The 25,283-nt window shown below is 74.1% G+C and carries 21 protein-coding genes; 15 read left to right on the top strand and 6 right to left on the bottom strand.

The window, feature by feature from the left end; all coding sequences use genetic code 11:
- Positions 1–44: 44 nt before the first annotated feature.
- Complete coding sequence (locus tag AH6_RS12010) at positions 45–458, bottom strand: response regulator transcription factor (protein WP_067478411.1); 414 nt, start codon at positions 456–458, stop codon at positions 45–47.
- Between the two features lie 199 nt (positions 459–657).
- On the opposite strand from AH6_RS12010, the gene ctaE reads away from it, so the two are divergent.
- The 5 genes from ctaE to AH6_RS11985 all read left to right on the top strand — a co-directional run bounded on the left by ctaE (position 658) and on the right by AH6_RS11985 (position 6,245).
- On the top strand, positions 658–1,320 hold the full coding sequence (ctaE, locus tag AH6_RS12005) for an aa3-type cytochrome oxidase subunit III (RefSeq protein ID WP_067478408.1): 663 nt from the start codon (positions 658–660) through the stop codon (positions 1,318–1,320).
- A 39-nt stretch (positions 1,321–1,359) separates the two neighbouring features.
- Positions 1,360–2,271 (top strand): cytochrome bc1 complex diheme cytochrome c subunit, encoded by a 912-nt coding sequence (gene qcrC / locus AH6_RS12000; protein ID WP_067478405.1) that lies wholly within the window; start codon positions 1,360–1,362, stop codon positions 2,269–2,271.
- Complete coding sequence (gene qcrA, locus AH6_RS11995) at positions 2,268–3,374, top strand: cytochrome bc1 complex Rieske iron-sulfur subunit (protein WP_067478402.1); 1,107 nt, start codon at positions 2,268–2,270, stop codon at positions 3,372–3,374. The genes qcrC and qcrA overlap by 4 nt, the downstream gene beginning before the upstream one ends.
- Positions 3,371–5,026, top strand: a complete 1,656-nt coding sequence (gene qcrB / locus AH6_RS11990) for a cytochrome bc1 complex cytochrome b subunit (RefSeq protein WP_067478399.1) — start codon at positions 3,371–3,373, stop codon at positions 5,024–5,026. The genes qcrA and qcrB overlap by 4 nt, the downstream gene beginning before the upstream one ends.
- A gap of 94 nt (positions 5,027–5,120) precedes the next feature.
- The gene (locus AH6_RS11985; protein WP_067478397.1) at positions 5,121–6,245 is read left to right on the top strand and encodes a glycosyltransferase family 4 protein; all 1,125 of its coding nucleotides are present in this window, start codon (positions 5,121–5,123) and stop codon (positions 6,243–6,245) included.
- Between the two features lie 54 nt (positions 6,246–6,299).
- Here the strand turns inward: AH6_RS11985 and AH6_RS11980 are convergent, their stop codons facing one another.
- On the bottom strand, positions 6,300–7,193 hold the full coding sequence (locus AH6_RS11980; RefSeq protein WP_157431415.1) for an esterase/lipase family protein: 894 nt from the start codon (positions 7,191–7,193) through the stop codon (positions 6,300–6,302).
- A gap of 162 nt (positions 7,194–7,355) precedes the next feature.
- Here AH6_RS11980 and AH6_RS11975 point away from each other — a divergent pair, with 162 nt between their 5' ends.
- Entirely contained in the window at positions 7,356–8,237 is an 882-nt protein-coding gene (locus tag AH6_RS11975) for a hypothetical protein (protein ID WP_067478391.1), read from the top strand.
- A gap of 423 nt (positions 8,238–8,660) precedes the next feature.
- Here AH6_RS11975 and AH6_RS11970 read toward each other — a convergent pair whose 3' ends face one another.
- Positions 8,661–9,734, bottom strand: coding sequence for a VLRF1 family aeRF1-type release factor (locus AH6_RS11970; RefSeq protein WP_157431414.1), 1,074 nt, complete (start codon positions 9,732–9,734; stop codon positions 8,661–8,663).
- 269 nt (positions 9,735–10,003) lie between these two features.
- Between AH6_RS11970 and AH6_RS11965 the strand changes: the two genes are divergently transcribed.
- Positions 10,004–11,590 (top strand): penicillin-binding transpeptidase domain-containing protein, encoded by a 1,587-nt coding sequence (locus AH6_RS11965; RefSeq protein ID WP_067478385.1) that lies wholly within the window; start codon positions 10,004–10,006, stop codon positions 11,588–11,590.
- A gap of 40 nt (positions 11,591–11,630) precedes the next feature.
- Here the strand turns inward: AH6_RS11965 and AH6_RS11960 are convergent, their stop codons facing one another.
- The gene (locus AH6_RS11960; protein ID WP_083982653.1) at positions 11,631–12,827 is read right to left on the bottom strand and encodes an MFS transporter; all 1,197 of its coding nucleotides are present in this window, start codon (positions 12,825–12,827) and stop codon (positions 11,631–11,633) included.
- A gap of 75 nt (positions 12,828–12,902) precedes the next feature.
- Here AH6_RS11960 and AH6_RS11955 point away from each other — a divergent pair, with 75 nt between their 5' ends.
- The 7 genes from AH6_RS11955 to AH6_RS11925 all read left to right on the top strand — a co-directional run bounded on the left by AH6_RS11955 (position 12,903) and on the right by AH6_RS11925 (position 20,353).
- Positions 12,903–13,568, top strand: a complete 666-nt coding sequence (locus tag AH6_RS11955; RefSeq protein ID WP_083982651.1) for a TetR/AcrR family transcriptional regulator — start codon at positions 12,903–12,905, stop codon at positions 13,566–13,568.
- A gap of 217 nt (positions 13,569–13,785) precedes the next feature.
- Positions 13,786–15,339: a M23 family metallopeptidase gene (locus AH6_RS11950; RefSeq protein WP_067478379.1), complete on the top strand. Its 1,554-nt coding sequence runs from the start codon at positions 13,786–13,788 to the stop codon at positions 15,337–15,339.
- Between the two features lie 10 nt (positions 15,340–15,349).
- Positions 15,350–16,093 (top strand): ferric reductase-like transmembrane domain-containing protein, encoded by a 744-nt coding sequence (locus AH6_RS11945; RefSeq protein ID WP_067478376.1) that lies wholly within the window; start codon positions 15,350–15,352, stop codon positions 16,091–16,093.
- Positions 16,090–17,607, top strand: a complete 1,518-nt coding sequence (locus AH6_RS11940) for an NADH-quinone oxidoreductase subunit NuoF family protein (protein ID WP_067478373.1) — start codon at positions 16,090–16,092, stop codon at positions 17,605–17,607. Before AH6_RS11945 ends, AH6_RS11940 begins: the two co-directional genes overlap by 4 nt.
- A 183-nt stretch (positions 17,608–17,790) precedes the next feature.
- Complete coding sequence (locus AH6_RS11935) at positions 17,791–18,420, top strand: DUF4142 domain-containing protein (protein ID WP_245679281.1); 630 nt, start codon at positions 17,791–17,793, stop codon at positions 18,418–18,420.
- 32 nt (positions 18,421–18,452) lie between these two features.
- Positions 18,453–19,667 carry a DUF1996 domain-containing protein gene (locus AH6_RS11930; RefSeq protein ID WP_067478370.1) on the top strand — a complete coding sequence of 405 codons (1,215 nt, stop codon included), beginning with the start codon at positions 18,453–18,455 and terminating at the stop codon, positions 19,665–19,667.
- Positions 19,668–19,699: 32 nt separating this feature from the next.
- On the top strand, positions 19,700–20,353 hold the full coding sequence (locus tag AH6_RS11925; RefSeq protein WP_067478367.1) for an SDR family oxidoreductase: 654 nt from the start codon (positions 19,700–19,702) through the stop codon (positions 20,351–20,353).
- Between the two features lie 54 nt (positions 20,354–20,407).
- Here the strand turns inward: AH6_RS11925 and AH6_RS11920 are convergent, their stop codons facing one another.
- Entirely contained in the window at positions 20,408–22,207 is a 1,800-nt protein-coding gene (locus AH6_RS11920) for an AMP-dependent synthetase/ligase (RefSeq protein ID WP_067478364.1), read from the bottom strand.
- 161 nt (positions 22,208–22,368) lie between these two features.
- Positions 22,369–24,168, bottom strand: a complete 1,800-nt coding sequence (locus AH6_RS11915; protein WP_067478583.1) for an AMP-dependent synthetase/ligase — start codon at positions 24,166–24,168, stop codon at positions 22,369–22,371.
- A gap of 273 nt (positions 24,169–24,441) precedes the next feature.
- On the opposite strand from AH6_RS11915, the gene AH6_RS11910 reads away from it, so the two are divergent.
- Positions 24,442–25,251: a copper homeostasis protein CutC gene (locus tag AH6_RS11910; protein ID WP_067478361.1), complete on the top strand. Its 810-nt coding sequence runs from the start codon at positions 24,442–24,444 to the stop codon at positions 25,249–25,251.
- Positions 25,252–25,283 lie beyond the last annotated feature (32 nt).

Genomic DNA, 25,283 nt, shown 5'->3' with positions numbered 1-25,283 from the left:
TCCTCGGGGATGCGCGGGGGCGCACCCCCCGGCGAACAGGTGTCTTAGAGAGCCGGAAGGCGGTGGTCGGCGCGCCAGCGCAGCAGTTCGGCGACGGCCTTGGCCAGGGCCATCGGGTCCAGCGGGAGCCCGACCACCTTGTCGGCGCGCGACCAGGTGGCCAGCCAGCCGTCGTCGCGGCGGGCGATGATCGCCAGGACCGGCGGGCAGTCGTAGACCTCGTCCTTGGCCTGCCGGCACACCCCGAGGCCGCCGGCGGGCTGGGCCTCGCCGTCCACGACCACGACGTCGATCCCGCCCTCGTCCAGGCGCGTGACCACGGCGGGCTGCGTCGCGCACTCGACGTACTCGACCCGGGGCAGGTCGGCGGCCGGCCGGCGCCCGATGGCGAGCCGGATCTGGGCGCGGGTGTTCGCGTCGTCGCTGTAGACCAGGACCTTCATCGGGCTCTCCGTCATGGCGAGAAGGCTACCGGTTCGGGCGCGGCGGCACGAGATCCGGCCCGGTGCTCGGCGCGAAAATCCGCCGGAGGCCCCGGAACGCCTGGTACGCGGGGGGTTCGCGGCCCTCCGGACCCGTCCGGGGGAACGCCGGGCAACACGCTCGGGAACTCCAGATGGGGGGTCATGCGTCAGTGATGGAACCGGTGACGTAATAATGCTGCCCGTGGCAACAGCATCCGCGATAGAGACAACACCTCACGCTCGGGCGAATCGTCCCAACCTGGTCAGCGTGGGGACGATCGTCTGGCTGTCGTCCGAGCTGATGTTCTTCGCGGCCCTGTTCGCGATGTACTTCACGATCCGCTCTGTGACGATCGGCCAGCACGGTGAGCATTCATGGCCGGGCGCCGAGCTGGACCTTCCGCTGTCCATCTTCAACACGACCGTCCTGGTGCTGTCCTCGGTGACGTGCCAGATGGGCGTGTTCAAGGCCGAGGCGGGCAAGGTCGGCCGGGACGGCGGCCTGCTCGACTTCCGGCGGTGGGGCCTGCGCGAGTGGTACGTGCTCTCGTTCCTGATGGGCGCCTACTTCGTCGGCGGTCAGGCGTTCGAGTACTACAACCTCGTCACCCACGACGGCCTCACCCTGGCGTCCTCGGCCTACGGCTCGGTCTTCTACCTGACCACCGGCTTCCACGGTCTGCACGTCACCGGCGGCCTGGTCGCGTTCCTGTTCGTGCTGGGACGCACCTACGCAGCCAAGCGGTGGACCCACGAGCAGGCGACCAGCGCCATCGTCGTGTCCTACTACTGGCACTTCGTCGACGTCGTGTGGATCGGCCTGTTCGCGACGATCTACCTGCTCGACCTCCACTGACCGCCTGACCACCGACGACATACCCGAACGGGGATTTCCGTGAAAAGGTTCACCGCATGGCGACGGCGCCCGTGGGCGGGCTACGCCGTCGTGCTGGCGGCCCTGGCGGCGATCGGCGTCATCTACGCCGGCTTCTCGCCGCAGTCTGACCGCGCCGAAGCGGCGAACGCGACGCAGGCAGCCGCAGATCTGAAGAACGGCCAGCAGCTGTTCAACCAGAACTGCGCGAGCTGCCACGGCCTCAACGCCGAGGGCACCAAGGACGCCAAGGGCAACCCGATCGCTCCCAGCCTGCTGGGCGTGGGGGCCGCATCCGTCGACTTCCAGGTCTCCACGGGCCGGATGCCCGCGATGAACCCGGGCGCGCAGATGCCGCGCAAGGAGCCGATCCCCGCCTTCGACACCTCCATCCGCACCGACTACGCGGAGCCGGAGAAGCGCGAGGCGGCCGAGAAGCAGAAGGCGCAGGCCGAGAAGAACCTGGCCGACCTGCGCGAGTACGTCACCAGCCTCGGTGGCGGCCCGGCGGTCCCGCCGGCCGGCGCGGTCGACCCCAAGGGCGGCGACGCCGCGCTCGGCGGCAAGCTGTTCCGCACCAACTGCGCCCAGTGCCACAGCTTCGTGGGTTCGGGCGGCGCGCTCACCGGCGGCAAGTACGCCCCGCCGCTGGACAAGAGCGACGTGACGCCGACCCAGATCTACGAGGCCATGCTCACCGGCCCGCAGGCGATGCCGGTGTTCAACGACACCACCCTCACCCCGAAGGACAAGCAGGCGATCATCGCCTACGTCGTCCAGACGCGCGAGGAGCCCAACCCGGGCGGTAACGGCCTCGGCCGCATCGGCCCGGTGTCCGAGGGTCTGGTCGGCTGGCTGGTCGGCATCGGCCTGCTGGTGCTCGCGGCCATGTGGATCACCGCGAAGAAGCCGAAGAAGCTGAAGAAGTCATGAGCGAAACCAACGACACCGCGGGCTCCCAGGAGCCACGCGAGGACGGGACCCCGCGCGAACGCGTGGTGGGCACGCCGTCGCCGGCCGCCGACAGCGCGCTGCTGGCCAAGGAGGAGTACCCCGCCCCGGCGGGCGCGGGCGAGGAGCTGGACGAGCGGTCCGCCAAGCGCGCCGAGCGCGTGGTGGCCTCGCTGTTCCTGCTGGCCTTCGCCGCCAGCGTGGGCTTCATCGTGTACTTCATCGGCTGGAGCGGCCGCGACGGCGGCATGCACGGCATCCACCGGGCCAGGGAGTCCAACCTCTGGCTCGGCGGCCTGATGGCGCTGTCGTTCATGGCGATGGCCATCGGCGTCACCATCTGGGTGCGCCGCCTGATGAGCAGCAAGCCGATCGTCCAGGAGCGGCACGAGCTGGAGGCCACGCCCGAGGACCGGGCCGCCTTCTCCGCCGCGTTCATGGAGGGCGCCGCCGACAGCGGCATCACCAAGCGCCCGCTGCTGCGCCGCACGCTGCTGCTGGCCGCCGCGCCGCTCGGCCTGGCGCCGCTGGTGCTGCTGCGCGACCTCGGCCCGCTGCCGGAGAAGCGCCTGCGCCACACCTACTGGGGCGAGGCCGTCAAGGCGGCCAAGGAGAAGGGCCGCACGGGCGTCCGCCTGGTGGTGGACGGCACCAACAAGCCGCTGAAGGTGAGCGACTTCGCCAGCCCCGGCGCCATGATCACGGTGCTGCCCGAGGGGATCGAGGAGAACGCGCACCACGCGCTGAACGAGATCGCCAAGGCGGTGACCATCCTCATCAACGTCCCGGCCGACCAGTTCAAGCCGGCCAAGGGGCGGGAGAACTGGCACGTCAACGGGATCGTGGCGTACTCCAAGATCTGCACGCACGTGGGCTGCCCGGCGGCCCTGTACGAGCAGACCACCCACCACATCCTGTGCCCCTGCCACCAGTCGACGTTCGACGCCACCGACGCGGCCAAGGTCGTGTTCGGCCCGGCGGCGCGTCCGCTGCCGCAGCTCCCGCTCAGCGTCGAGGACGGCTACCTGGTGGCCACCGCCGACTTCCCCGAGCCGATCGGGCCGAGCTTCTGGGAGCGCGGATGAGCGAGGCAAGCGCACCGAAGGCGGTCGAGGGGCCGCTGAACTTCCTGGACGACCGCCTGGGGTCCACCACCTTCTTCAAGCGCAACATGAAGAAGGTCTTTCCGGACCACTGGTCGTTCATGCTGGGCGAGATCGCCCTGTACTGCTTCATCATCCTGCTGCTGACGGGCACCTTCCTCACGCTCTGGTTCCACCCGAGCATGAACGAGGTGCACTACGACGGCTCCTACACCAAGCTGACGGGCGTGAAGATGTCGGAGGCCTACGCCTCCACGCTGCACATCAGCTTCGACGTCCGCGGCGGCCTGCTCATGCGGCAGATCCACCACTGGGCGGCCATCCTGTTCATGGCGTCGATCCTGGCGCACATGTTGCGGGTGTTCTTCACCGGCGCCTACCGCAAGCCGCGCGAGCTGAACTGGCTCATCGGCCTCGGCATGTTCACGCTGGGCATGCTGGAGGGCCTGTTCGGCTACTCGCTGCCCGACGACCTGCTGTCGGGCACCGGTCTGCGGATCACCCAGGGCGTGCTGGAGTCGATCCCGGTGGTCGGCACCTACGGCTACATGTTCCTGTTCGGCGGCGAGTTCCCCGAGGGCGAGTACGGGGACATCATCCCGCGGCTGTTCACCCTGCACATCCTGCTGATCCCGGGTCTGATCCTGGGGCTGGTGACCGCGCACATGATGATCATGTGGCACCAGAAGCACACCGCGATGCCGACCCAGAAGCAGACCGAGACGCAGGTCTACGGCTACCCGTTCTACCCGGTCTTCATGGCCAAGACGGGCGCCTACTTCCTGTTCACCTTCGGCGTGCTGGCGCTGCTGGGGGCCTTCGCCCAGATCAACCCGATCTGGCTGTTCGGCCCCTACGACCCGGGGGCGATCTCCTCGGCGTCGCAGCCCGACTGGTACATGGGCGTGCTGGAGGGCTCCCTCCGCATCATGCCCAACTGGGAGATCACCGCCTGGGGCCACACGCTCAGCCTGAACGTGCTGATCCCGGCGCTGGTGCCGCTCGGCATCGTCTTCGGCGGCGCGGGCGCCTGGCCGTTCGTCGAGCAGTGGGTGACCGGCGACAAGCGCCACCACCACGTCAACGACCGGCCGCGCAACGCCCCGGTCCGCACCGGCGTGGGCATGGCCGCGGTGACCTTCTACGGCCTGCTGTGGCTCGCCGGAGCCAACGACGTGCTCGCCGAGCGCTTCCACCTGTCGCTGTTCGCCACCACGTGGTTCTTCCGCTTCGCGGTGTTCGTCGGCCCGGTGCTGGCCTACATCATCACCAAGCGGGTCTGCCTCGGCCTCCAGCGCAAGGACGCCGACGTGCTCGGCCACGGCGTGGAGAGCGGCGTCATCCTGATGTCGCCGGACGGCGAGTTCACCGAGCGCCACGAGCCCGCGCGGCCCGAGGAGCGCACGGTGCTGCTGTCCAAGGAGCGCGCCAAGGAGCAGCCTCCGGCCACCGACGCCAACGGCATCCCGGCGCCGGGCAGCAAGGGCCCGATGGGCTACGTCCGCTCGCGCCTGAACCGGGCCTGGACCTTCGACGACATCCCCGTCGAGGAGCACGGGCACGGCGATCACGACGGCCACGACGACGGCCACACGATCGAGGGCGGCAAGGAGCCCAAGCAGATCAGCCACTGATCTCGCTGATTGCCACGCGAGGGGCCCGCCACCGGATCTTCCGGCGGCGGGCCCCTTCGCGTTCCCGCCGCGGGGGCGTGCGATCCTGGGGCGAATGACCAAGACGCTCGTGGTGACCAATGACTTCCCGCCCCGCCCCGGCGGCATCCAGGCGTTCGTGCACAACCTGGCGGTGCGGCGGCCCGAGGGGTCGGTCGTGGTGTACGCCCCGGCCTGGAAGGGCGCGGCGGCCTTCGACGCGGCCCAGCCGTTCCCGGTGGTGCGGCACCCCACCTCCCTGATGCTGCCCGAGCCCACGGTGCTGCGGCGGGCGGGGGAGATCCTGCGGGCCGAGGGTTGCGACTCGGTGGTGTTCGGCGCGGCGGCCCCGCTCGGGCTGCTGGCGCCCGCGCTGCGCCGCCGGGGCGCCGAGCGGTTCGTCGGGATCACCCACGGGCACGAGGCGGGCTGGGCGTCGCTGCCGGGCGCGCGGCGGTTGTTGCGGCGCATCGGCGACGGCGTGGACTCGCTGACCTACCTGGGGGAGTACACGCGCTCGCGGATGGCGCGGGTGTTGTCGCCCGAGGCAGCCGCCCGGATGGCGCGGCTGGCTCCAGGCGTGGACGAGACGGTGTTCCATACGGGTTCGGGCGGCGACACGATCCGGGAGCGGCACGGGCTGGCGGGGCGTCCCGTCGTCGTGTGCGTGTCCCGGCTGGTGCCCCGCAAGGGCCAGGACGCCCTGATCTACGCCTGGCCCCGGGTGTTGCGGGCGGTGCCCGACGCGGCGCTGCTGCTGGTCGGCGGCGGCCCCTACCGCGACGACCTGGAGAGGGCCGCCGCCGAGGCGGGCGTGACCGGGTCGGTGGTGTTCACCGGCAGCGTGCCCTGGGACGAGCTGCCCGCCCACTACGACGCGGGCGACGTCTTCGCGATGCCGTGCCGCACCCGCCGCCGGGGCCTGGACGTGGAGGGGCTCGGCATCGTCTACCTGGAGGCGTCGGCCACCGGGCTGCCGGTCGTGGCGGGCGACTCGGGCGGCGCGCCCGACGCGGTGCTGGACGGCGAGACCGGGCACGTGGTGCCGGGCCGCTCGGTGCCCGCCGTCGCCGACGCGCTGGTCGGGCTGCTCACCGATCCGGAGCGGGCCCGCAAGATGGGCGAGCAGGGGCGCGCCTGGGTGGAGCGTGAGTGGCGCTGGGAGATCCAGGCTGCCCGCCTGGGCGCGCTGCTGGAGTGAACGGTAAGCGGGCTCAAGCGACAGGGGCGAGCGACAGGACCGGGTGACCGGCGCTCAGCGGGCGGTCGAGTACAGGGCGGCTGCCGCCAGGCGCAGCGGCGCGGCCCCGCCGGCGGTGGCGCGGTAGGCGCGGCCCGCGTCGTCGGAGTAGCGCAGCCGGTACCGGCCGTTCCCGCCCCGCAGGTGCAGCGCGGAGTGGCCCAGCCGCTGCCCTGCCAGGTAGCGGACCTTGTGCCGGGCGGTGGCGGCGAGGCCCGAGGCCGGGGCGACCCGCTCGTCGTCCTCGGAGGCCAGCAGCGTCCAGTCGGTGCCGGACCGCCCCTGCGGGTGGGGGAAGGCCGCCAGCCAGCGCAGGAAGCGGCTCCCGGCCCGCAGGTCGGCGCACTGCACGTAGGCGAAGCCGCAGGTGACGCCGCGGAACGGCGTGCCGAGCGTCACGGCGTTGCGGACGAGCAGGTACGGCGGCCACGCTGTGGACCTGCCGCCGTACTTGCGCACCCCGGCCAGCGCGGCGGCGAGGACCAGCCCGCCCATCGAGTGGCCGAGCACCGACACCGGGCGGTTGCGGCGGCTGTGGTTCAGGTGGATGTCCCAGGCCAGCCGCCGCCCCAGCTCCTTGACGGTGGTGTTGCGCGACCCGTCGTAGCGCCGGGTGCAGTTCCGGTCGGCCTTGTAGTAGCCCCAGGTGATCACCGGGCCGCGGAAGCCGTGCCGGCGCAGCTCGGCCCCGGCGGTGCCCCAGCCCCGCGCGCAGTCGGTGCCGCCGGTCCACTGCACGCCGTGCACCAGGTAGACCGGCTCGGCGGCGGCCCCGGCCGCGCTCAGCCCGAGGCGCGCCGCCGGAACGGACGGGGGCCACGCGCCGTAGGCGAGCAGGCCGAGGACGAGCAGCAGCACGGCGCCCGCGACCGTCCCCTTGCCGATGCCCGGCCGGACCACTGCGCCCACGTCGCCGCTCTCCCCTCGTCACCCCGGTCCCGGCCCGCCCGGGATGAAGATGATCTTAGAGAGGTCCGGGGCGGCGCCGGGCACCGGCTTCCGCCGGGACGGGCGCCAAAATGACACGCCGCAAGGTAACGCTCCTGGTCCGAAGGGTGGCAGGATCGGGGTATGGCGGACGTCGAAGGCGCGTGGGCCCCGGTACCCGGTGAGGCCGTCGCCTGGCTGAACGAGCTGGACCCCGATCACTGCTACTCAGGGTTCGAGCCGCCCCGGAACCCGGACGCGGTGTGGCTGCTGCACGCCATGTACGCGTGGCAGGACGGCCTGGTCACCACCACCCACGACGACCTGTACCGGTCCATGCGCGGGGCGGGGCTCACCGAGCCCGACCCGGCGGGCGACCTGGTGGCGGGGGAGGCGCCCGGTGACGCGCCGGGCGACATGGTCGGCGACATGGCGGGCGAGATGGCCGAGGACATGGCCGGCGACATGGACGTGGGCGACCTGCTGGAGGACGCGGTGGTCACCGGCAGCGAGCTGGGCCGCAGCGGGCATCCCGGCCGGGGCTGGCGGCGGCTGCGCTGGGCCGAGCTGGCGCGCGGCTTCGGCGGGCCGGTGGTGCCGGAGGGGGAGTTCCCCGGGCACCGCTGCCTGCGGCAGGCGCACCCGACCGGGAGCTGGTCGGCGGCCATCGAGCCGCCCGCCGAGGGCTGCCTGGACCGGGAGGGCTGGCACCGGCTGGTGGAGGTGCTGATCCGGCACAGCCCGGCCGGGGCCGACACGCGGGTGCTGGCCTACTACTGCCCGCTGCTCACCTCCGACTGGGACCACGAGACGGTGCTGGCCGGGCGGCTGGGCGACGCGGCGGCGCTGTACGACCACCCGCGCATGACGAGCTGCCCGTCCAACCTGTGGCCGGTGGACCGCTCGTGGGTGGTCTACTGCGACTGGGACCTGTGGGGCACCAAGGTGGTGGGCCCGGCGGCGCTGGCGGCCGACCTGCTGGCGGACGGCGAGCTGGAGGCGCTGCGCCTGCCCTGGACGAGCTGAGCGGCACGGCCCAGAAGACGGCCTAGGAGAGGGTCGCGCCGGCGCTCCCGGAGACCGGTCCCGCGCTCTTCCCCGACGGCTCGGGGCCCGATCCGGTCGCGGTCCCGGCGCTGCCCATGGGGGAGGACCCGGGGCGGGGCGCGCGTCTCGGAACAGCGGGGGACACCGGATCGTACGGGCGCGGACGGGAGCGCCGGGCGCGACCCCGGCGGTCAGCGGCGGGCCGGTGGGTGACGGAGGAGTGGGCCGCCCCGGGCCGGGGCCGGTGTCGCGTCCGGTGCATCGGGGCTCCTCCTTCCGGCGGGGTCGCGGCTGACGGTCCCGACACTAGGGCGGCCGACCGGGGCCGTCACCTCCCTTAAATCGGACTTAAGGTACGGATCAGGCACAGCTAAGGCCGGCCGCCATTGATCGACGCGGGATCTACCAGCGCAGGATCGCCCCCACGCCGCCCCCTTCGGCGAGCCCCGACGCCCCGGCGCCCTCCACCAGCGTGAAGATCGTGCTGTTCGCCGCGGCGAGGTGGATCAGCTCGTCGCCCAGGTACTCGTCGTCGTCCTTGTTCCAGGCACCCTGCGGGTCCACCAGCAGTCGCTCGACGCGGCCCTCGGCGAGCGGGCCCATGACGGCGTCCAGGCCGAGGGCCCCGTTGCCGTCGGCCTTGGCGAAGCCGACGGCCTGCTGGACCAGCTCGGCGTCGGCCTCGGAGCGGGCCCCGTCCAGCAGCGGGGCCGCCCACTCTTGGACCTCGGCGGGCGACAGGTACGGGTCGAGGACGGTGTCGTCCTGGATCGTGGCGAGGCCGGGTGCCAGGTCGTCGGCGAGCTGCGCGGTCGCCCGCGGGTCGCCCGCGAGGACGAGGCGGTCCCAGCCGTGCCGCCGCGCCTGGTCGGCGATCTCGGGCGCGGCCTCGCGCAGCGACTTGGCGAGGTGCTCCTCGGCGCGCTGGTCGAACTTGTCGGGGTGGATGCCCCGGCGCGACAGGGTGGAGGTCGTCACCTGCCCCTCCCGGGCCCAGTCCGCGCTGGCGATGCCGAACACGGCGGCTTCCAGCTCCTGTGCCATGCCGTAGCGGAGGTCGAACAGCCGGACGCCGTCGCGCCCGACCCGCGCGACCCCGGCGGGCGCGGCGCCGTTCACGGCGACCGCGAGCGGCCACAACCGGGCCCGCTGGGTCAGCACCGCGTGGTCGCCCACCGGGAGCTGGACCCAGGTGGTGCGCACCTCGTCCCCGCTCACCTGGGCGAACAGCGCGCGGCCGAGGCCCTGCCCGGCGGGGTCGGTCAGCCCGGCGATCTGCGGTTCGAGCGCGTCCAGCCGGTCCCGGACGAGCCGCGCCCGCTGGTGGTCGGGGTCGCCGTCCAGCTCCGAGCGCAGGTCCGCCAGCTGGTTGCGCAGCCGCACCGTCCCGGCGGGGCTGCCCGGATCGAGGGTGCTGTAGAGCGAGAGCACGCCGGTCTCGTCGCCGAGCCCGGCCAGCTCCTTCAGATCCGCCATCTGGAACACAGGACCGCTCCTCACGTTTCGGGATTTCGCGGCGCTCCCTTTTGTCCGCTTAAAGAGGCGTGTCCGCGAAAGCGGCGGCAATTCGTGCCAGGGCGGGAAGTTGTCCAACGCTTGGCACGGAAATGTCCCGGTGTTGTCGCTCGCGCGCAGGGGCGCACAGGGCGGAGATTGCTCCCAAAACGTGAACTATCTGAGCCTTGTACGTTTCCGCTCGCTGGTGGAGTGGTCGGCACTGTCGGGGGCGGACGGGGAGGGCACGGATGCGGGCTCGCGGGCTGGGAATCCTGGCGGCGGTGTTGGGCATGGTGCTGGTGGCGGGGCTGGGGGCGGCGTGGGCGCTGTCGGGGCGGAACGACCGCAGCCCCGAGGAGGTCGCCGCCGACTACTTCGCCGCCTGGCGCGCGGGGCGGCTGGACGCCATGGCGAAGCTGGTGGACGCGTCGCCGCCCGACTTCGCCGAGCAGCACCGGGCGATGGTGCGCGGCCTGCTGGTCAGCTCCATCGAGCTGGACCCCCGGCCGGTGGTCCGGTCCGGCGGGGACGAGGCCCGCGCCGACTTCACCGTCACGCGCTCGCTGGGCGGGCGCGGCCAGTGGACCTACAAGGCGACGCTGCGCCTGGTCCGCGACGGGGGCCGGTGGAAGGTCGCCTGGACGCCCGCCACGCTGTACCCGGGTCTGAAGGGCAAGGCCGAATGGCGGCTGCGGGAGATCGAGGTGCCCGCGGTGACCTTCACCGCCCGCGACGGGAAGGCCCTGCCGGACTCGGGGTCGCTGGCCCCCTACGCGGCGAGCCTCGCCGAGCGCTACGAGGATTCGGGCGAGGACGAGGACTCGGACGACGACTCGGGCGACGACGAGGAGGCGGCCGGCACGTCGAAGTGGGCCGTCGAGGTCCGGGACGGCGGGCGCGAGTTCCAGCAGCTGAAGCTGCTCGGCAAGGCGCGCGGCGAGAAGGTCCGCACCACCGTGGACCTGAAGGTGCAGGCCGCCGCCGACAAGGCCCTCGACGGCCCGCACTCCCAGGCGGCGCTGGTGGCGCTGCGCCCGTCCACCGGCGCGATCCTGGCGGTCGGCGACCGGCTGGGCGGTCTCGGCGCGTTCACCGGCCTGTACCCGCCCGGCTCCACCTTCAAGGTGGTCACCGCCGCGGCCCTGCTGAGCGGCGGGACTGGCGCGGGCGGCGCGGTGGACTGCCCGGCCACCGTGGTCACCGCCCAGCGCACGATCAACAACCACGAGGGCGTCTCGCTCGGCGGCACGAGCCTGCGCGAGGCGTTCGCGCAGTCGTGCAACACCACCTTCGCGCGGCTGACGGTGGAGAAGAGCGGCGCGGGCGCGCTCGCCGCCGCCGCCGAACGCTTCGGCTTCGGTGAGCACCTGCTGCCGGGCGTCGCGACGTCCTACACCGACTTCCCCAAGACCGGCGACGGCGCCGAGCTGGCCGAGTCGGCGATCGGGCAGGGCCGCGTCCAGGCCACCCCGCTGCTGATGGCGACCGTGGCCGCCGCCGTCGCCGACGGCACCTGGCGGTCGCCGCGCCTCCTGGAGGCCAAGAAGCTGGACCGGGTCGGGGGCAAGGCGCTGCCGCCGCGTCCGGTGGCGAACGCGGCGGCGCTGCGCGACATGATGCGGGCCGTGGTCACCGGCGGCACCGCCGCCCGCGCGGGGCTGCCGTCCGGGACGGCGGGCAAGACCGGCACCGCCGAGACGGGCGATGGTTCCTCGCACGCCTGGTTCATCGGCTACCGGGGCGACCTGGCCTTCGCCGTCCTCGTCCCGGAGGGCGGGTCCGGGCCGAAGGTCGCCGCTCCGATCGCGGCCCGCTTCCTGCGCGCGCTGCCCTGACATCGTCCTGCCCTGACCCGACCCGCGACCCGGCCCGGCGTCAGCGGCGGGACGCCAGCGCCAGCACCAGCGCCCCGGCGGCGAACAGCCCCGTCACGACGTAGGCCAGCGCCGCGAACCCGCCGCCGGTCAGCGCCCCGGCCACCTGCGGGCCGAGGCTGGCGCCGACGAACAGCAGCGCGGTGAACAGCGAGCTGGCCGGGCCGCGCGCCGCCCCGGCCCGCGCGCCGATGGCCTCGACGAGGGCGGGCGCGGCCAGGCCGACCCCGGCGGTCAGCACCATCAGCAGCAGGGCGAGCCCGAGGGTGCCCGGCGCCAGCAGGGCGATCAGGACGGTGGCGAGCCCGGCGGCGGCCAGGGCCAGCGCGGCGCGGCGCGGGCCGGGGACGCGGGCCAGCAGCGGGGTGAGGAACGGCAGCGCCAGGATCACCGGCAGCCCGCTGGCGCGCAGCGCGACCAGGCCCTCGGTGCCGGTGAGCTGGAGCCCGGTGAAGACCGCCACGAAACCGGTCAGCACGGTCGGCACGGCCAGGTAGAGCAGGCGCAGGTCCGGCGAGCGCAGCAGGCGGGGCATGGCGCGGTAGGCGTCCAGCGGGGAGACCCCGGCGGGGGCGGGCGCGTCCGGCAGCAGCACCCGGCGCAGCGCGACGGCGGCGAGCGCGAACAACACGGCCGTCAGCACGAAGAACATCCGCCAGCCGAGCCCGGCGAGGGCCTGGGCGGCGAGCTGGGCGAGGGCGGCGGAGGCCAGGAAACCGGTGGTCAGGGCGGTCATGCTGACCAGGCGGCGGCGCGGCTCGATCCGCTCGCCGATGTAGGCCATCGCGACCGGCGGGAACGCGCCCATCGCCATGCCCTGCACGATCCGCAGGAGCAGCGCCGCGCCGAAGCCGGGCGCGGCGGCGGTCAGCAACGTCAGCGCGGCGGTGGCCGCGACACCGGTGACGATCACCCGGCGGCGGCCGTAGCGGTCCGACAGCGGGCCGAACAGCACGAAGCCCGCCGCGTAACCCAGGCCGTAGACGGTGACGAGCCAGGTCGCGGTGGCCGGGGTGGTGTGCCACTCGGCCGCCATCGCGTTGACCAGCGGGATCAGGCCGTAGAGCTGGCCGGTGGCGAGCAGGGCGGTCAGCGCGAGGGCGATGACGGTGCGGCCGAAGGGGGCGGCGGGCAGCGGGGTCGTCGAGGGAGGGACGGGAGGGACGGGGGAGACGGGGGGACGCAGTGCGGTCGTCATGGCCGGGAATCTAGCCAACCAACTAGTTGGAAGTCAACCAACCAGTTGGTTTCAGCGATCCGGTATGCTCGGGCCATGTCGAGCAGCCCCGCCCCGAACGCCGCCCCGCCCCCGGCCCCGCCCGCGAAGGAGACGGTGTCCGGCCGCGCCGCCGCCACCCGCGAGGCGCTGCTGGCCGCCGCCCGCGACGAGTTCGCCGAGCACGGCATCGCCGGGGCGCGCGTCGACCGCATCGCCCAGCGCGCCGGCGTGAACAAGGAGCGCATCTACGGCTACTTCGGCAACAAGGAGAAGTTGTTCGACGTGGTGATCGGCCGCGCGCTCGACGAGTTCGCCGCCGTCACCGCCGGTCCCGAGGAGGACCCGGTCGAGTACGTCGGCCAGCTCTTCGACTACTACCGCGAGCACCCCGCCCTGCTCCGCCTGCTGATGTGGGAGGCGCTGTACGAACGGCCCCGCGCGGCCGACGAGACGCCCTCGGAGGCCCAGCGGCGCCGCATCGACCAGTGCGGGAGCCGCCTGGAGGCCCTCGCCGAGCGGATGGACCGCACGTCCGACCCGGCCGTGGGCCGCACCCTGCTCACGTTGAAGGGCCTGGCCATGATGCCGATCGCGATGCCGCAGGTCGCCGCGCTGCTGGGCGTGACGCTGGACGATCCGAAGGCGGCGGCCGCGATGCGCGAACACGTCATGGCCTTCGCCCGCACCGCCCTGGAGAACGGCCTGATGGACCAGGCGTGACGGCCCCGGCCCGGCGAAAATTTTCCGCCAACCGGTAGCGAAGCGGCTTCTGGGGCGTATGCTCCCGGGGTGACGGGCCGGATCCCCTACGGGGTCGGCCCGGGACACGGCGGGAGCGAGCGGGCTCCGCCGCCGTCGTCCGCCCCTCGTCTCAGGGACCGCAGCACCCCTTTTCCGGCGCACGCCGCGCTCTCCGCCTGCTCCGGCAGGAGAGGGAATGGCGCGACGCGAGAGCACACAGGCGTACCGGGGTGACGCCTTCGCCGCCTTCTGGGAGGAGAAACCCTCCCGGCCCGCCCGGTCGTCCCGCAAGCGGACCCGGCGGCAAGCGCGACGGCGTGCCCGGCAGAACCCGCGCGGGCGCACGGCCCAGGCCGCGCGGCGGACCGGCCGCGCGCCCGCGCCCCGGCGGCAATCGCAGACGACCCCCCGCGCGGCGGTCCGCACCGGATCCCGCCCCGCGCCGCGCGGCGCATCCCGCAAGGGACCCCGCGCCCGAGGCGGCTCCGGGCCCGCCGACCGGCTGAGCACCGGTGCCGTCATCCTGTCGATCGTGGTCGGGCTCGGCCTGCTGGCGGTCGTGGAGCGCTCGCTGCTGGAGGGCGGGCCGCTCGGCCCGACCGCCACCGTCGGCGCCGAGGGCAAGCCCGGACGGCCCCGCGCCCGCGCCGCCGTGCCCGACGACGCCGGACGGCCGCGCCGCGCCCCGGCCCCCGTCCCGCAGCGGCGCACCGCGCCACCGCAGGTGGCCGCCCCCGACCCGCAGGCGCTCGCCGAGCAGGTCCGGCAGCTCACCGTCGACGAGCGCGGCCCGCAGGCCCGCCAGGAGTACGGCACGGCTCCCGACCGGCGGCCGCTGGTGTCCACCGCCCGGCTGAGCCCCGACCGGACCTGGGCGTTCGGCACCACCGCCGTGCCCGTCCCGGCGGGCGCGACCGCCGACCCGGAGGTGGCGTTCTTCGCCGCCCGCTGGAACCGGGGCCGGTGGCAGCCCGCGCTGTCGGGCACCCCCGCGTTCGGCGCGCTGGTCGCCCGGATGCCGGTCGCGATGATGTCGCCCGACGAGGGCCGCGCGCTCGCCCGGTACGGGGCCGTGGCCGCAGGCCAGGCGGCCGGGCGGGCCGCCGCGCGCGACGGCCTGATGTTGCCCTGGAAGATCGGCGCGACCTGGACGATGGGCACCCCCGCCGCGGGCGCGACGACGGCCCGTCCCCTCGGCGCGCTCGCGTTCTGGGGCGGCGACGGCCGCGTGCTGGCCGCGGGCGACGGCCGCCTCTACCGGTTCTGCGGCGACGCCTCCGGCGGCGGCCTGGTGATGGTGCTGCACCCCAGCGGCCTCGCCACCACCTACTACCGGATGCGCGGCGTCACCCAGATCCGCGACGGCAGCGTGGTGCGGCGCGGCGAGCCACTCGGCCTCGTCGGCGCCGAACGCCCCTGCGGCGGCGCGCCCGCGCCCCGCCCCGAGGTGCAGTTCGCGCTGCGGCGCGGCGCGGAGCGGGTGCCCTTCGACGGCGTCGGCCTCGGCGGCTGGACCTTCCGCGAACGTGCCCGGCCGCTGCTCGGCTACGCCGAGCGCGGCCCCCTCCACGTCCTTCCGGGCGGCCTGCTGGCCAACCTCGGGCCGGTCCCCGCCGCGCCCGGCACGGCCGCGCCGCCTACCCCGGCCCCCGACTCCCCAGAGCAGCCGGAGACCACGCCGCCGGGCGGGAGCCCGTCGCCGGCGGCCACCCAGAACAGGAGTTCCAGCAGTGCAGAATCGGAGCAGTGACGAACCGGCGATGCCCACCTGGGCGCTGTCGCTCGTGGCGGTTGGCGCGCTGATCGTGGTGGTCGGCGCGGCCACCCCGCCCGGCGCGGTGCTGACCGGCGGCGTGCAGCGCTTCCTCTCGTTCTACGGCGGCGTGTTCGCGCTGCTGGCGATGACGGCCGCGGTGGTGAGCGGGCTGCTGGCCACCGAACGGCTGGTCCTGCGGATCCGGCACCGGGTGCTGGCGCAGGGCGTGCACCGGGCCGCCTCGGTGCTGGCGGCGACCTTCGTGGTGGCGCACGTCCTGGTGAAGGTGCTCGGCGGGCTGGCGGCGCCCGCGCAGATCGTGGTGCCGGGCGTGGGCCCGGTCGGGCTGGGCGCGCTGGCGCTCGACCTGATGATCGTGACCGTCGCGACCGGGCTGCTGCGCGCCCGCTTCGCCCGCGCCGGGGGCCGCCCCTGGATGTGGCGGTCGATGCACGCGCTGGCGTACCTGTCGTGGCCGATGGCGATCGTGCACGGCCTCACCGCCGGACGCTCGGCCGCGCCGTGGGTGACGCTCAGCTACGTGATGTGCGTCGGCGCGGTCATGCTGGCGCTGCTCACCCGCCTCGTCGTGGTGGTCAAGCCGCGCGAGGTGCGGCGCGCGGGCGCGGACGCCACCGCCCCCGCGTCCGGGCGGCGCGGTCCGGTGCGCGGCGCGGCGCGGCTGGAGGACGCGGCGGACCCCCGCGCCACGGTCTCCGACCCGCGCGGCACCGAGGCGGTGCGATGAGCAGCGCCACCGTCACCGTCTCCAACATCGGCGGTTCCCGGCTCACGCTGGGCTTCGACCGGTTCGACCGGCTCGACCTGGACCGGCACCTGGCCGTGCACGGCAAGCTGCGCACGCCCGTGCTGGAGGACGTCGTCCGGATGGCCGAGCAGGTCGACATGCGCGGCCGGGGCGGCGCGGGCTTCCCGTTCGCGCGCAAGCTGACGGCCGTCGCCGCGCGCGTCGTGCACCCCTCGGCCGACCAGGAGAATTTGCTGCCGGGGGAGCGGGGCGGGTCCCGCCGCCCCGGCGCCGACGCGGTCGTGGTCGTCAACGGGGCCGAGGGCGAGCCGGGCAGCGGCAAGGACAAGGTGCTGCTGTGCCGCGCCCCGCACCTGGTGCTGGACGGCGCGCAGATCGCCGCCACCGCGCTCGGCACCCAGCGCATCGTGGTGGCCGTCGAGGACGACCAGGCGGCCCGCTCGGTGCGCGCCGCCATCACCGAGCGGCGGATGCCCGCGCGGGTGGTACGGCTCGTCGAGCGGTTCATCTCCGGCGAGAGCGGCGCGGTGATCCGCGCGATCAACGGCGAGACGCCGATCCCGCCGGGCGTCAAGGTGCGCGCCGCCGAGTCCGGCGTGGACGGCTGCCCCACGCTGCTGTCCAACACCGAGACCTTCGCGCAGCTCGCGGTGCTGACCTCGCTGGGCCCGGACCTGTACGCCTCCGCGGGCACCGAGGACGAACCCGGCACCACCCTGCTCACCATCGGCAAGACCCGGGTCGTGGAGGTCCCCTACGGCACGCCGCTGCGCACCGTGCTGGAGCACTGCGACGTCCGGCCGGGACCGGGCGTGCTGGCGGGCGGCTACCACGGCATGTGGCTGAGCCCGCAGGGCGCGAACCGCGCCGTGTTGTCGCGCAAGGGCATGCAGGCCGTCGGCGCGACCGTCGGCGCGGGCATCATCCTGCCGCTCGCCGAGGGCACCTGCCCGCTCGGCGAGGTCACCCGCATCGCCTCCTACCTGGCCGCGCAGTCGGCCGGGCAGTGCGGGCCGTGCCGGCTCGGCCTGCCCGACATCGTGCGCGCCCTCAACGCGCTGTCGGACGGGTCGGGCACCGTCGCCGACGTCAAGCGCGCCGCCGGGATCGGCCGCGGCCGGGGCGCCTGCTCCCACCCCGACGGCACCGCCAGGTTCGTGGTGTCGGCGATGGACGCCTTCGCCGCCGACATCGACGCGCACCGCATGGGCGGCGCCTGCGGGCTGCCGACCTTCGGCGTGCTGCCGCTGCCGGTGCCCGACGGCTCGGAGGGCCGGATCGCCATCGACTGGAGCCGCTGCGACGGCCACGGCCTGTGCGCCTACCTGGTGCCCGAGCTGATCCAGCTCGACCGGTACGGCTTCCCCGTGGTGCTCGGCACCGACATCCCCGTCTGGATGGAGCGCGACGTGGCCCGCGCGGTGTCGATGTGCCCGGCGCTGGCGCTGCGCGTCACCACCGGAATACCGCGCAGCCCCGCACGCGGGTCCTGAGAGCGGGGACGGGACGACGGACGGTAAAACGCCCGCCCGGCCTTTTCTGCTGCCCTTTCATCGGCGCTCAAAAGTAATGAGCGGAAATTGTTCGCCGCGGTGAACCCGGCCCGGCACGGACGCGTATTCCACTGCGACCCGTGCCGGGTCGTCCGATGGAAGCCGAAGGGAGGCGGGTCCCCTGTGAGGAAGTCCCACGGCATCGCCGGGCCGCGCCGGCTGCGCCGCCTGCTCGGCAGCCGGTTCATGGTCATGGTGCTGGCCGCCGCGGCGGTCGCGGCGGCCGCGCTGGTGGTGCTCGGGCCGCCCGGCGTCCCCGCCGACGGCGACACCCGGGACGGTGCCGGCGACACCCGGTGGGGGCCGCTGTCGGCCGCCGACCGGACGTTGCTGGCCAAGGTCCGCCAGGCCGGGCTGTGGGAGATGCCCGCAGGCCAGCAGGCCCAGCAGCGCGCCGCCAGCCCCCGGGTCCGGGAGGTGGCCGACACGATCATGGAGCAGCACATGATGCTGGACGAGGACGTGCGGCGCGTCGCCGGGCGGCTCGGGGTGATCCTGCCCAGCGAGCCCAACGCCGACCAGCGGGGCTGGCTCGCCGAGATGTCGGGCAAGTTCGGCGCCGACTACGACCAGACGTTCGTGCTACGGCTGCGCGCCGCCCACGGCAAGGTCTTCAGCGTCATCGCCACCGTGCGCGCCAGTACCCAGAACACCGAGATCAGGGCCTTCGCCGAGCGCGCGCTGAAATACGTCAACACGCACATGACACTTCTGGAAAGCACCGGGCTCGCCACCAAGGCCGCCCTTTCCTGACCCTTTCCGCACCCCGCACAAAGGGAGATCCCATGGCAAGCAAGAAGGGCATGGCGGCCGTCGTCCCGGCGCTGCTGCTGGTCGCCGCGGCGACCGCGCCGCCGGTCACGGCGTCCGCCGCGGTGAGCGGGGCGGCCCGCGCGACGGCGCCGGGCGACCCGCGCGACCGCAACGGCCCCGACGACCAGAACGGCCAGAACGAGCAGGACCGCCGGAACGGGCAGGGTGACCAGAACGGGCAGGGCGGGGACGGCCAAGACGGCCAGAACGGCCAGAACAACGGCGACCAGCAGGACGGCCAGAACGGCAACGACCAGCAGAACAACGACCAGCAGAACAACGACCAGCAGCAGAACCAGCAGCAGGTCAAGGAAGGCCCCAACCGCGACGACTTCGTCAACATCCGCCAGGCCCCCCGCAAGCCCCGCGTCCGGCAGAGCCGCAACGGCTCGCGCGGCTCGTTCACCTCCCGCTGCGGCACCAACCGCAACGGCCACCACAACCCCGACAACTTCATCGTCGCGCCCGGCGTCCAGAACGGCGCGCACCACATCCACGACTACGTGGGCAACCTGTCCACCGACGGCTTCTCCACCGACGAGAGCCTGGCCGCCGCCGGGACCACCTGCGCGCAGGGCGACCGGTCCACCTACTTCTGGCCGGTCATGCGCATCCGGAACCAGCAGGACGACTCCGACGCGGCGCAGCAGAGCGCGCAGGACGGCAACGTCGGCCGGATCGTCACGCCCGCGAGCGCCAGCATGGCGTTCCTCGGCAATCCGCGCGGCAAGGTGACCGCCATGCCGCGCTTCCTGCGCGTCATCACCGGCGACGCCAAGGCGGGCACCAACGGCACCGCCAACGCCCGCGCGCAGTGGACCTGCTCGGGCTTCGGCGACCGCGCCCTGACCGACAAGTACCCGATCTGTCCCGGCGGCAGCCGGGTGCAGCGGGTGCTGGAGTTCCCGAGCTGCTGGGACGGCCGCAACACCGACAGCGCCAACCACCGCACGCACATCGTGTTCCCCAGCGGGTCGGGGAGTTGCCCCGGCGGCACCCGCGCGGTGCCCAGGCTCCAGATGACGCTGACCTACAACCTGCCGAACCGCGCGCTGGCGTTCGCCGTGGACTCCTTCCCCGAGCAGGGCCACGCCCCGGTCACCGACCACGCCGACTTCGAGAACGTCATGCCCGACAACCTCATGCGGCGGGCGGTCGGCTGCATCAACACCGGACGCAACTGCTGAACGGCCCCGGGCCGTTCCGTACGATCGGTGGCATGAACGTAGTGATCGCGGGAGGGCACGGTCAGATCGCGCTGCGGCTGGCCCGGCTCCTCACCGCCCGGGGGGACACCGTGCTGAGCCTGATCCGCAAGCCGGAGCAGGCCGACGACATCCGGGAGGCGGGGGCCGGGCCGGTCGTGCTCGACCTGGAGGACACGACGGCCGAGCGGCTCGCCGACGAGCTGACCGGGGCGCAGGCGGTGGTGTTCGCCGCCGGGGCCGGGCCGAACAGCGGCGCGGCGCGCAAGGACACCGTGGACCGGGCGGGGTCGGTGCTGCTGGCCGACGCCGCCGAGCGCGCGGGGGTGCGCCGGTTCGTGCAGATCTCGGCGATGGGGGCGGACCAGCCCCCGGCGCCGGGCTCGGACGAGAGCTGGCGGGCCTACGTCGAGGCCAAGGGCGCGGCCGAACAGGACCTGCGCGCCCGCGACCTGGAGTGGCTGATCCTGCGGCCGGGCCGGCTCACCGACGACCCGGGCACCGGCCGGGTCACCCTGGGCGAGCCGCGCGTCGGCCGCGGCGACATCACCCGCGACGACACGGCCGCGGTGATCGCCGCGCTGCTGGGCGCGCCGGGCGTGGAGCGCCGCGTCCTGGAGCTGGTCAACGGGGACACGCCGATCGCGGAGGCCGTCGCCGCGCTGTGACGGTCGCGGCGGCCCGGCGGCGGCCCGCCAGGGGCTCGCCGGGCCGCCGCGGACTCACCCGTACAGCGCGTCGATCTCGGCGGCGAAGTCGCGGGCGACCACATGCCGCTTGATCTTGAGGCTGGGCGTCAGGTGCCCCGACTCCTCGGTGAGGTCGGCGGCGAGGATGTCGTACTTCTTGATCGCCTCGGCGTGCGAGACCGACGTGTTGGCCTCGGCCACCGCGGCGTCGATCTCGGCGCGGACGGCGGGCTCGCGGCGCAGCTCCTCGACCGTCGTCCCGTCCGGCAGCCCGAGCCGCCGCGCCCAGGGACCGGCCGCCTCGGGGTCCAGGGTGACCAGCGCGGCGACGAACGTGCGGCCGTCGCCCACCACCACGGCCTGGCCGATCAGCGGATGGGCGCGCAGCAGGTCCTCCAGCGGGCCGGGCGCCACGTTCTTGCCCCCGGCCGTCACCAGGATCTCCTTCTTCCGGCCGGTGATCTTCAGGTGGCCGTCGGCGTCCAGCGCGCCCAGGTCGCCGGTGCGGAACCAGCCGCCGTCCAGGGCCTGCTTGGTGGCGGTCTCGTCGTTCCAGTAGCCGGGGAAGACGCTGATGCCGCGCACCATGATCTCGCCGTCGTCGGCCACGCGCAGGTCGGTGCCCGGGAACGGCCGCCCGACGGTGCCCATGCGGTTGGCGGGGAACCGGTTGCCGAGCACCGGCGCGGTGGTCTCGGTCAGGCCGTAGCCCTCGATGATCGAGATGCCGACGCCGCGGAAGAAGTGGCCCAGCCGCTCGTTCAGCGCCGCGCCGCCCGACATCGCGTACCGCAGCCGGCCGCCCATCGCCTGCCGCAACTTCCCGTAGACCAGCGCGTCGAACAGCCGGTGCCGCAGCCTGAGGGCGAGCCCGGGGCCGCCGGTCTCCAGGGACCGGCTGTAGGCCACGGCGGTGTCGGCGGCCAGCTTGAAGATCTTGCCCTTGCCGTCGGCGACGGCCCGCTGCTCGGCGCCGTTGTAGACCTTCTCGAAGACGCGCGGCACCGCCAGCAGGAACGTCGGCTGGTAGGTCGCCAGGTCGGCCTGCAGGCTCGGCACGTCGCTGTGCCCCAGCACGAGGCCGCACTCCACGCACGCCACCTGGATCAGCCGCGCGAACACGTGCGCCAGCGGCAGGAACAGCAGCGTGGACGACCCGGCCCCGGTGATCTCGGGGACCCCGGCGAGCACCACGTTGCGGGCGGTCCCGATGAAGTTGCGGTGGGTCAGCTCGCAACCCTTGGGGCGGCCGGTGGTGCCGGAGGTGTAGACGATGGTGGCGACCGAGTCGGCCGACAGGCCCCGGCGGCGTTCGGCGACCGCCTCGTCGGGGACCTCCGCCCCGGCGGCGGCCAGCGCGTCCAGGTCGCCCGCGTCGATGCCCCAGACCTGGGACAGGGCGGGCAGGTCCACGCCCGCCTCGGCGAAGGCGGCCTGCTGCGCGGCGGTCTCGGCGAACGCGAAGCGCGCCCCGGAGTCACCGGCGATCCAGGCGATCTGCGCGGGGGAGGAGGTCTCGTAGACGGGGACGACGATCGCGCCCGCCGTCCAGAGCGCGTAGTCGAGCAGCGTCCACTCGTAGCGGGTGCGCGACATCAGCGCGACGCGGTCGCCGGGCTCGACCCCGGCGGCGATGAGGCCCTTGGCCAGGGCGGTCACCTCGGCGGCGAACTCGCCCGCCGTCACCGCCCGCCAGGCCGGGCGCGCGGCGGTGCCGGAACGCCGCCGCAGCACGATCCGGCCGGGCTCGGCGGCGGCCCGGCCGAACAGGGCGTCGGTCAGGTCGGCGGTGCCGGGCACCGCGATCTCGACGGGGACACTGATCTCGCGCACGCTGCTCCCAAACTGTCGGGGCCCGGCGGGGAACGGGGCCCTTCCCGCCGAGAATATCCCCAGGTGGGAGTAAGGATCCGGTGACGTGCGGACGGCCCGCGCCGCGCGCTGGGAACGCGCGGGGCGGGCCGTCCGGAAGAGCGGGCGGGCCGACGGGCGGGTTACGAGTACAGCGCGTCGATCTCGTCCGCGAAGTCCTTGATCACGACATGCCGGCGGACCTTGAGGCTGGGGGTCATGTGCCCGGCCTCCTCGCTGAAGTCCACGCCGAGGATCTCGTACTTCTTGATCGCCTCGGCGTGCGAGACCGACTTGTTCGCGTCGGCCACCGCGGCGTCGATCTCGGCGATCACGTCGGCGTCGCGGCGCAGCTCGTCCACCGTCATCGCGGCGGGCTTGCCGTGCTGCTCCTTCCAGGGGGCGAGGGCCTCCTCGTCCAGCGTGATCAGCGCGCTGATGAACTTGCGGCCGTCGCCGACCACCAGCGCCTGGCTGATCAGCGGACACGCGCGCAGCCGGTCCTCCAGCGGGGCCGGGGCCACGTTCTTGCCGCCCGCGGTGACCAGGATCTCCTTCTTGCGGCCGGTGATCTTGAGGTAGCCGTCGGCGTCCAGCGCGCCCAGGTCGCCGGTGCGGAACCAGCCGTCCGCCAGCGCCTCGGCGGTGGCCGCCTCGTTGTTCCAGTAGCCCTTGAGGATGTTGACGCCCTTGATCAGCACCTCGCCGTCCTCGGCGATCCGCACGGTCACGCCGGGGATCGGCTGGCCGACGGTGCCGATCCGGAGGGCGGACGGCCGGTTCACCGCGGCCGGGGCCGTGGTCTCGGTCAGGCCGTAGCCCTCCAGGATGATGATGCCGACGCCGCGGAAGAAGTGGCCGAGGCGCTCGCCGAGCGCCGCGCCGCCGGACACCGCGTACTGCACCCGGCCGCCGACGGCCTGCCGCAGCTTGCCGTAGACCAGCACGTCGAACACCTTGTGCTGGAGCTTCAGCTTGAGGGCCGGGCCGCCCGCGTCCAGCGCCCTGCTGTAGGCGATGGCGGTCTCGGCGGCCTTGGCGAAGATCTTGCCCTTGCCGCCCGCGATGGCCTTCTGCTCGGCGCCGTTGTAGACCTTCTCGAAGACGCGCGGCACCGCCAGCAGGAACGTCGGCTGGTAGCTGGCGAGGTCCGGCAGCAGGCTCGGGATGTCGCTGTGGCCGAGCACGATCCCGGCCTCGATGCAGGCCACCTCGATCAGCCGGGCGAACACGTGCGCCAGCGGCAGGAACAGCAGCGTGGCCGAACCGTCCACCGCGACCTCGGCGATCGCGCCCTGGATGGCGTTGCGGGAGGTGGCGACCAGGTTCCCGTGGGTGATCTCGCAACCCTTGGGGCGGCCGGTGGTGCCGGAGGTGTAGACGAGCGTGGCGACGTCGTCGGAGGCGCGGACGCGGCGGCGCGCGTCGAGGTCGGCGTCGGAGACCTCCGCGCCGCGCCCGGCCAGGGCCGCCACGTCGCCCGCGTCGATGCCCCAGACGTGCGCCAGGCCCGGGACCTCGGCCCGGACCTGCTCGATGGTGTCGAGGTGCGCGGACGTCTCGGCGAACACGCCCTTGGCGCCGGAGTCGCCGACGATCCACTGCACCTGCTCGGCGGAGGAGGTCTCGTAGATCGGGACCGCCACGGCGCCGGCCGTCCAGATGGCGTAGTCGAGAACGGTCCACTCGTAGCGGGTGCGCGACATCAGCGCGACCCGGTCGCCCGCCTCGATCCCGGCGGCCATCAGGCCCTTGGCGACCCGCGACACCTCGGCCGCGAACTCGCCCGCGGTCACCGCGCTCCAGGCCGGCCGCTCGGCCGTGCCGCTCTTGCGGCGGAGCACGACCCGGCCCGGCTCCTCGGCGGCTCGGGTGAAGGGCGCGTCGGTCAGATTGGTGGAGCCGGGCACCTCCACCATGGCGGGGACGCTGAACTCGCGCACGGCCACTCCTAGGTCGATCACTGCAAACGGCGGGGACGACGGTACAGCTTTACCGAGTTCAAAGGATACTCGCGGGTAGTAAAAGTCTCGCTGGTCGGCGCGGTGCCAGCCGGGTGCCGGCCGGGCGCCGGCCCGGTCGCCCGGTCCGGTGGTCGGGGCCCGGCCGCCAGGTGGTCAACAAGGGGCAAAAGACACCGTCCGCCCGCCGGGCGGCCCCGCGTGGTCGCCTAGCCTTGACCCGGAAAAGCCCAGGTGACTCAGGGGGAAACGGCTTTGTCGCTGCTTGAGGTGATCGCTCTCACCGCCGCCGACGCCCGCGCGGCCGAACGGGGCGGCGCCGACCGCCTGGAGGTCGTCGCCGACATGGCCGCCGACGGGCTCACCCCCGACCCCGAGGTGGTGGCGAGGATGAGGGAGGTCACATCCCTCCCCATGCGGGTGATGTTGCGGGCCAACGCCGGGTTCCGCACCACCGTGCCGGAGCTGGACCGGCTGCGCCGCGCCGCCGAGGACCTGCGCGCGGCGGGCGCCGACGGGTTCGTGCTGGGCTTCCTCGACCCGCTCGGGAACGTCGATCCCGCCGCCACCGGCAAGCTCGCCGCCGTGGCGGCCCCGCTGCCGTGGACCTTCCACCGCGCCGTGGACCACGCGGCGGACATGGCCGCCGCGTGGCGGGCCGTCCGCGACCTGGCCGACACCGCCGAGGCCGCCCACACCGCCGACACCGCCGACACCGCCGACACCGACGCCGAGCCCATCGCCGAGTCCGGCGTGGGCCCCGATGCAGGCCCCGGCGCGGGTCTCGGCACGGGTCTCGACACCGTCCTCACCGCCGGTTCGCCGCGCGGCGTGGACGCCGGGGTGGACGTCCTGGTCCGGCGGGCCGCCGAGAGCCCCGCGTCGGCGCGGCTGATCATGGCCGGGGGAGGGTTGCGCCGCAAGCACGTCGCGGTGCTGGCCGCCGCCGGGGTCGCCGCCTTCCACGTCGGCACCGCCGTGCGCCCGGACGGCTCCTGGGACGCGCCGGTCGACCCGGCCCTGGTGGCCGAATGGCGCGCCCTGGTGTCGGCCGCGGCGAGGTGATCCGGCCGGGAGTGCCGGTGCCGCCGGCGGGG

It is taken from the genome of Actinomadura hibisca NBRC 15177 (assembly GCF_001552635.1).
GTDB lineage: Bacteria > Actinomycetota > Actinomycetes > Streptosporangiales > Streptosporangiaceae > Spirillospora > Spirillospora hibisca.
This window is presented reverse-complemented; position numbering and strand designations above follow the sequence as displayed.

Bases quoted from the DNA above. Each gene is read 5' to 3' on its own strand.
- qcrB (WP_067478399.1), top strand. From the start codon at position 3,371: ATGAGCGAGGCAAGCGCACCGAAGGCGGTCGAGGGGCCGCTGAACTTC.
- AH6_RS11955 (WP_083982651.1), top strand. From the start codon at position 12,903: ATGTCGAGCAGCCCCGCCCCGAACGCCGCCCCGCCCCCGGCCCCGCCC.
- ctaE (WP_067478408.1), top strand. From the start codon at position 658: ATGCTGCCCGTGGCAACAGCATCCGCGATAGAGACAACACCTCACGCT.
- AH6_RS11930 (WP_067478370.1), top strand. From the start codon at position 18,453: ATGGCAAGCAAGAAGGGCATGGCGGCCGTCGTCCCGGCGCTGCTGCTG.
- AH6_RS11960 (WP_083982653.1), bottom strand. From the start codon at position 12,827: ATGACGACCGCACTGCGTCCCCCCGTCTCCCCCGTCCCTCCCGTCCCT.
- qcrA (WP_067478402.1), top strand. From the start codon at position 2,268: ATGAGCGAAACCAACGACACCGCGGGCTCCCAGGAGCCACGCGAGGAC.
- AH6_RS12010 (WP_067478411.1), bottom strand. From the start codon at position 458: ATGACGGAGAGCCCGATGAAGGTCCTGGTCTACAGCGACGACGCGAAC.
- AH6_RS11965 (WP_067478385.1), top strand. From the start codon at position 10,004: ATGCGGGCTCGCGGGCTGGGAATCCTGGCGGCGGTGTTGGGCATGGTG.
- AH6_RS11950 (WP_067478379.1), top strand. From the start codon at position 13,786: ATGGCGCGACGCGAGAGCACACAGGCGTACCGGGGTGACGCCTTCGCC.
- AH6_RS11975 (WP_067478391.1), top strand. From the start codon at position 7,356: ATGGCGGACGTCGAAGGCGCGTGGGCCCCGGTACCCGGTGAGGCCGTC.
- AH6_RS11925 (WP_067478367.1), top strand. From the start codon at position 19,700: ATGAACGTAGTGATCGCGGGAGGGCACGGTCAGATCGCGCTGCGGCTG.
- AH6_RS11945 (WP_067478376.1), top strand. From the start codon at position 15,350: ATGCCCACCTGGGCGCTGTCGCTCGTGGCGGTTGGCGCGCTGATCGTG.
- AH6_RS11985 (WP_067478397.1), top strand. From the start codon at position 5,121: ATGACCAAGACGCTCGTGGTGACCAATGACTTCCCGCCCCGCCCCGGC.
- AH6_RS11940 (WP_067478373.1), top strand. From the start codon at position 16,090: ATGAGCAGCGCCACCGTCACCGTCTCCAACATCGGCGGTTCCCGGCTC.
- AH6_RS11970 (WP_157431414.1), bottom strand. From the start codon at position 9,734: ATGGCGGATCTGAAGGAGCTGGCCGGGCTCGGCGACGAGACCGGCGTG.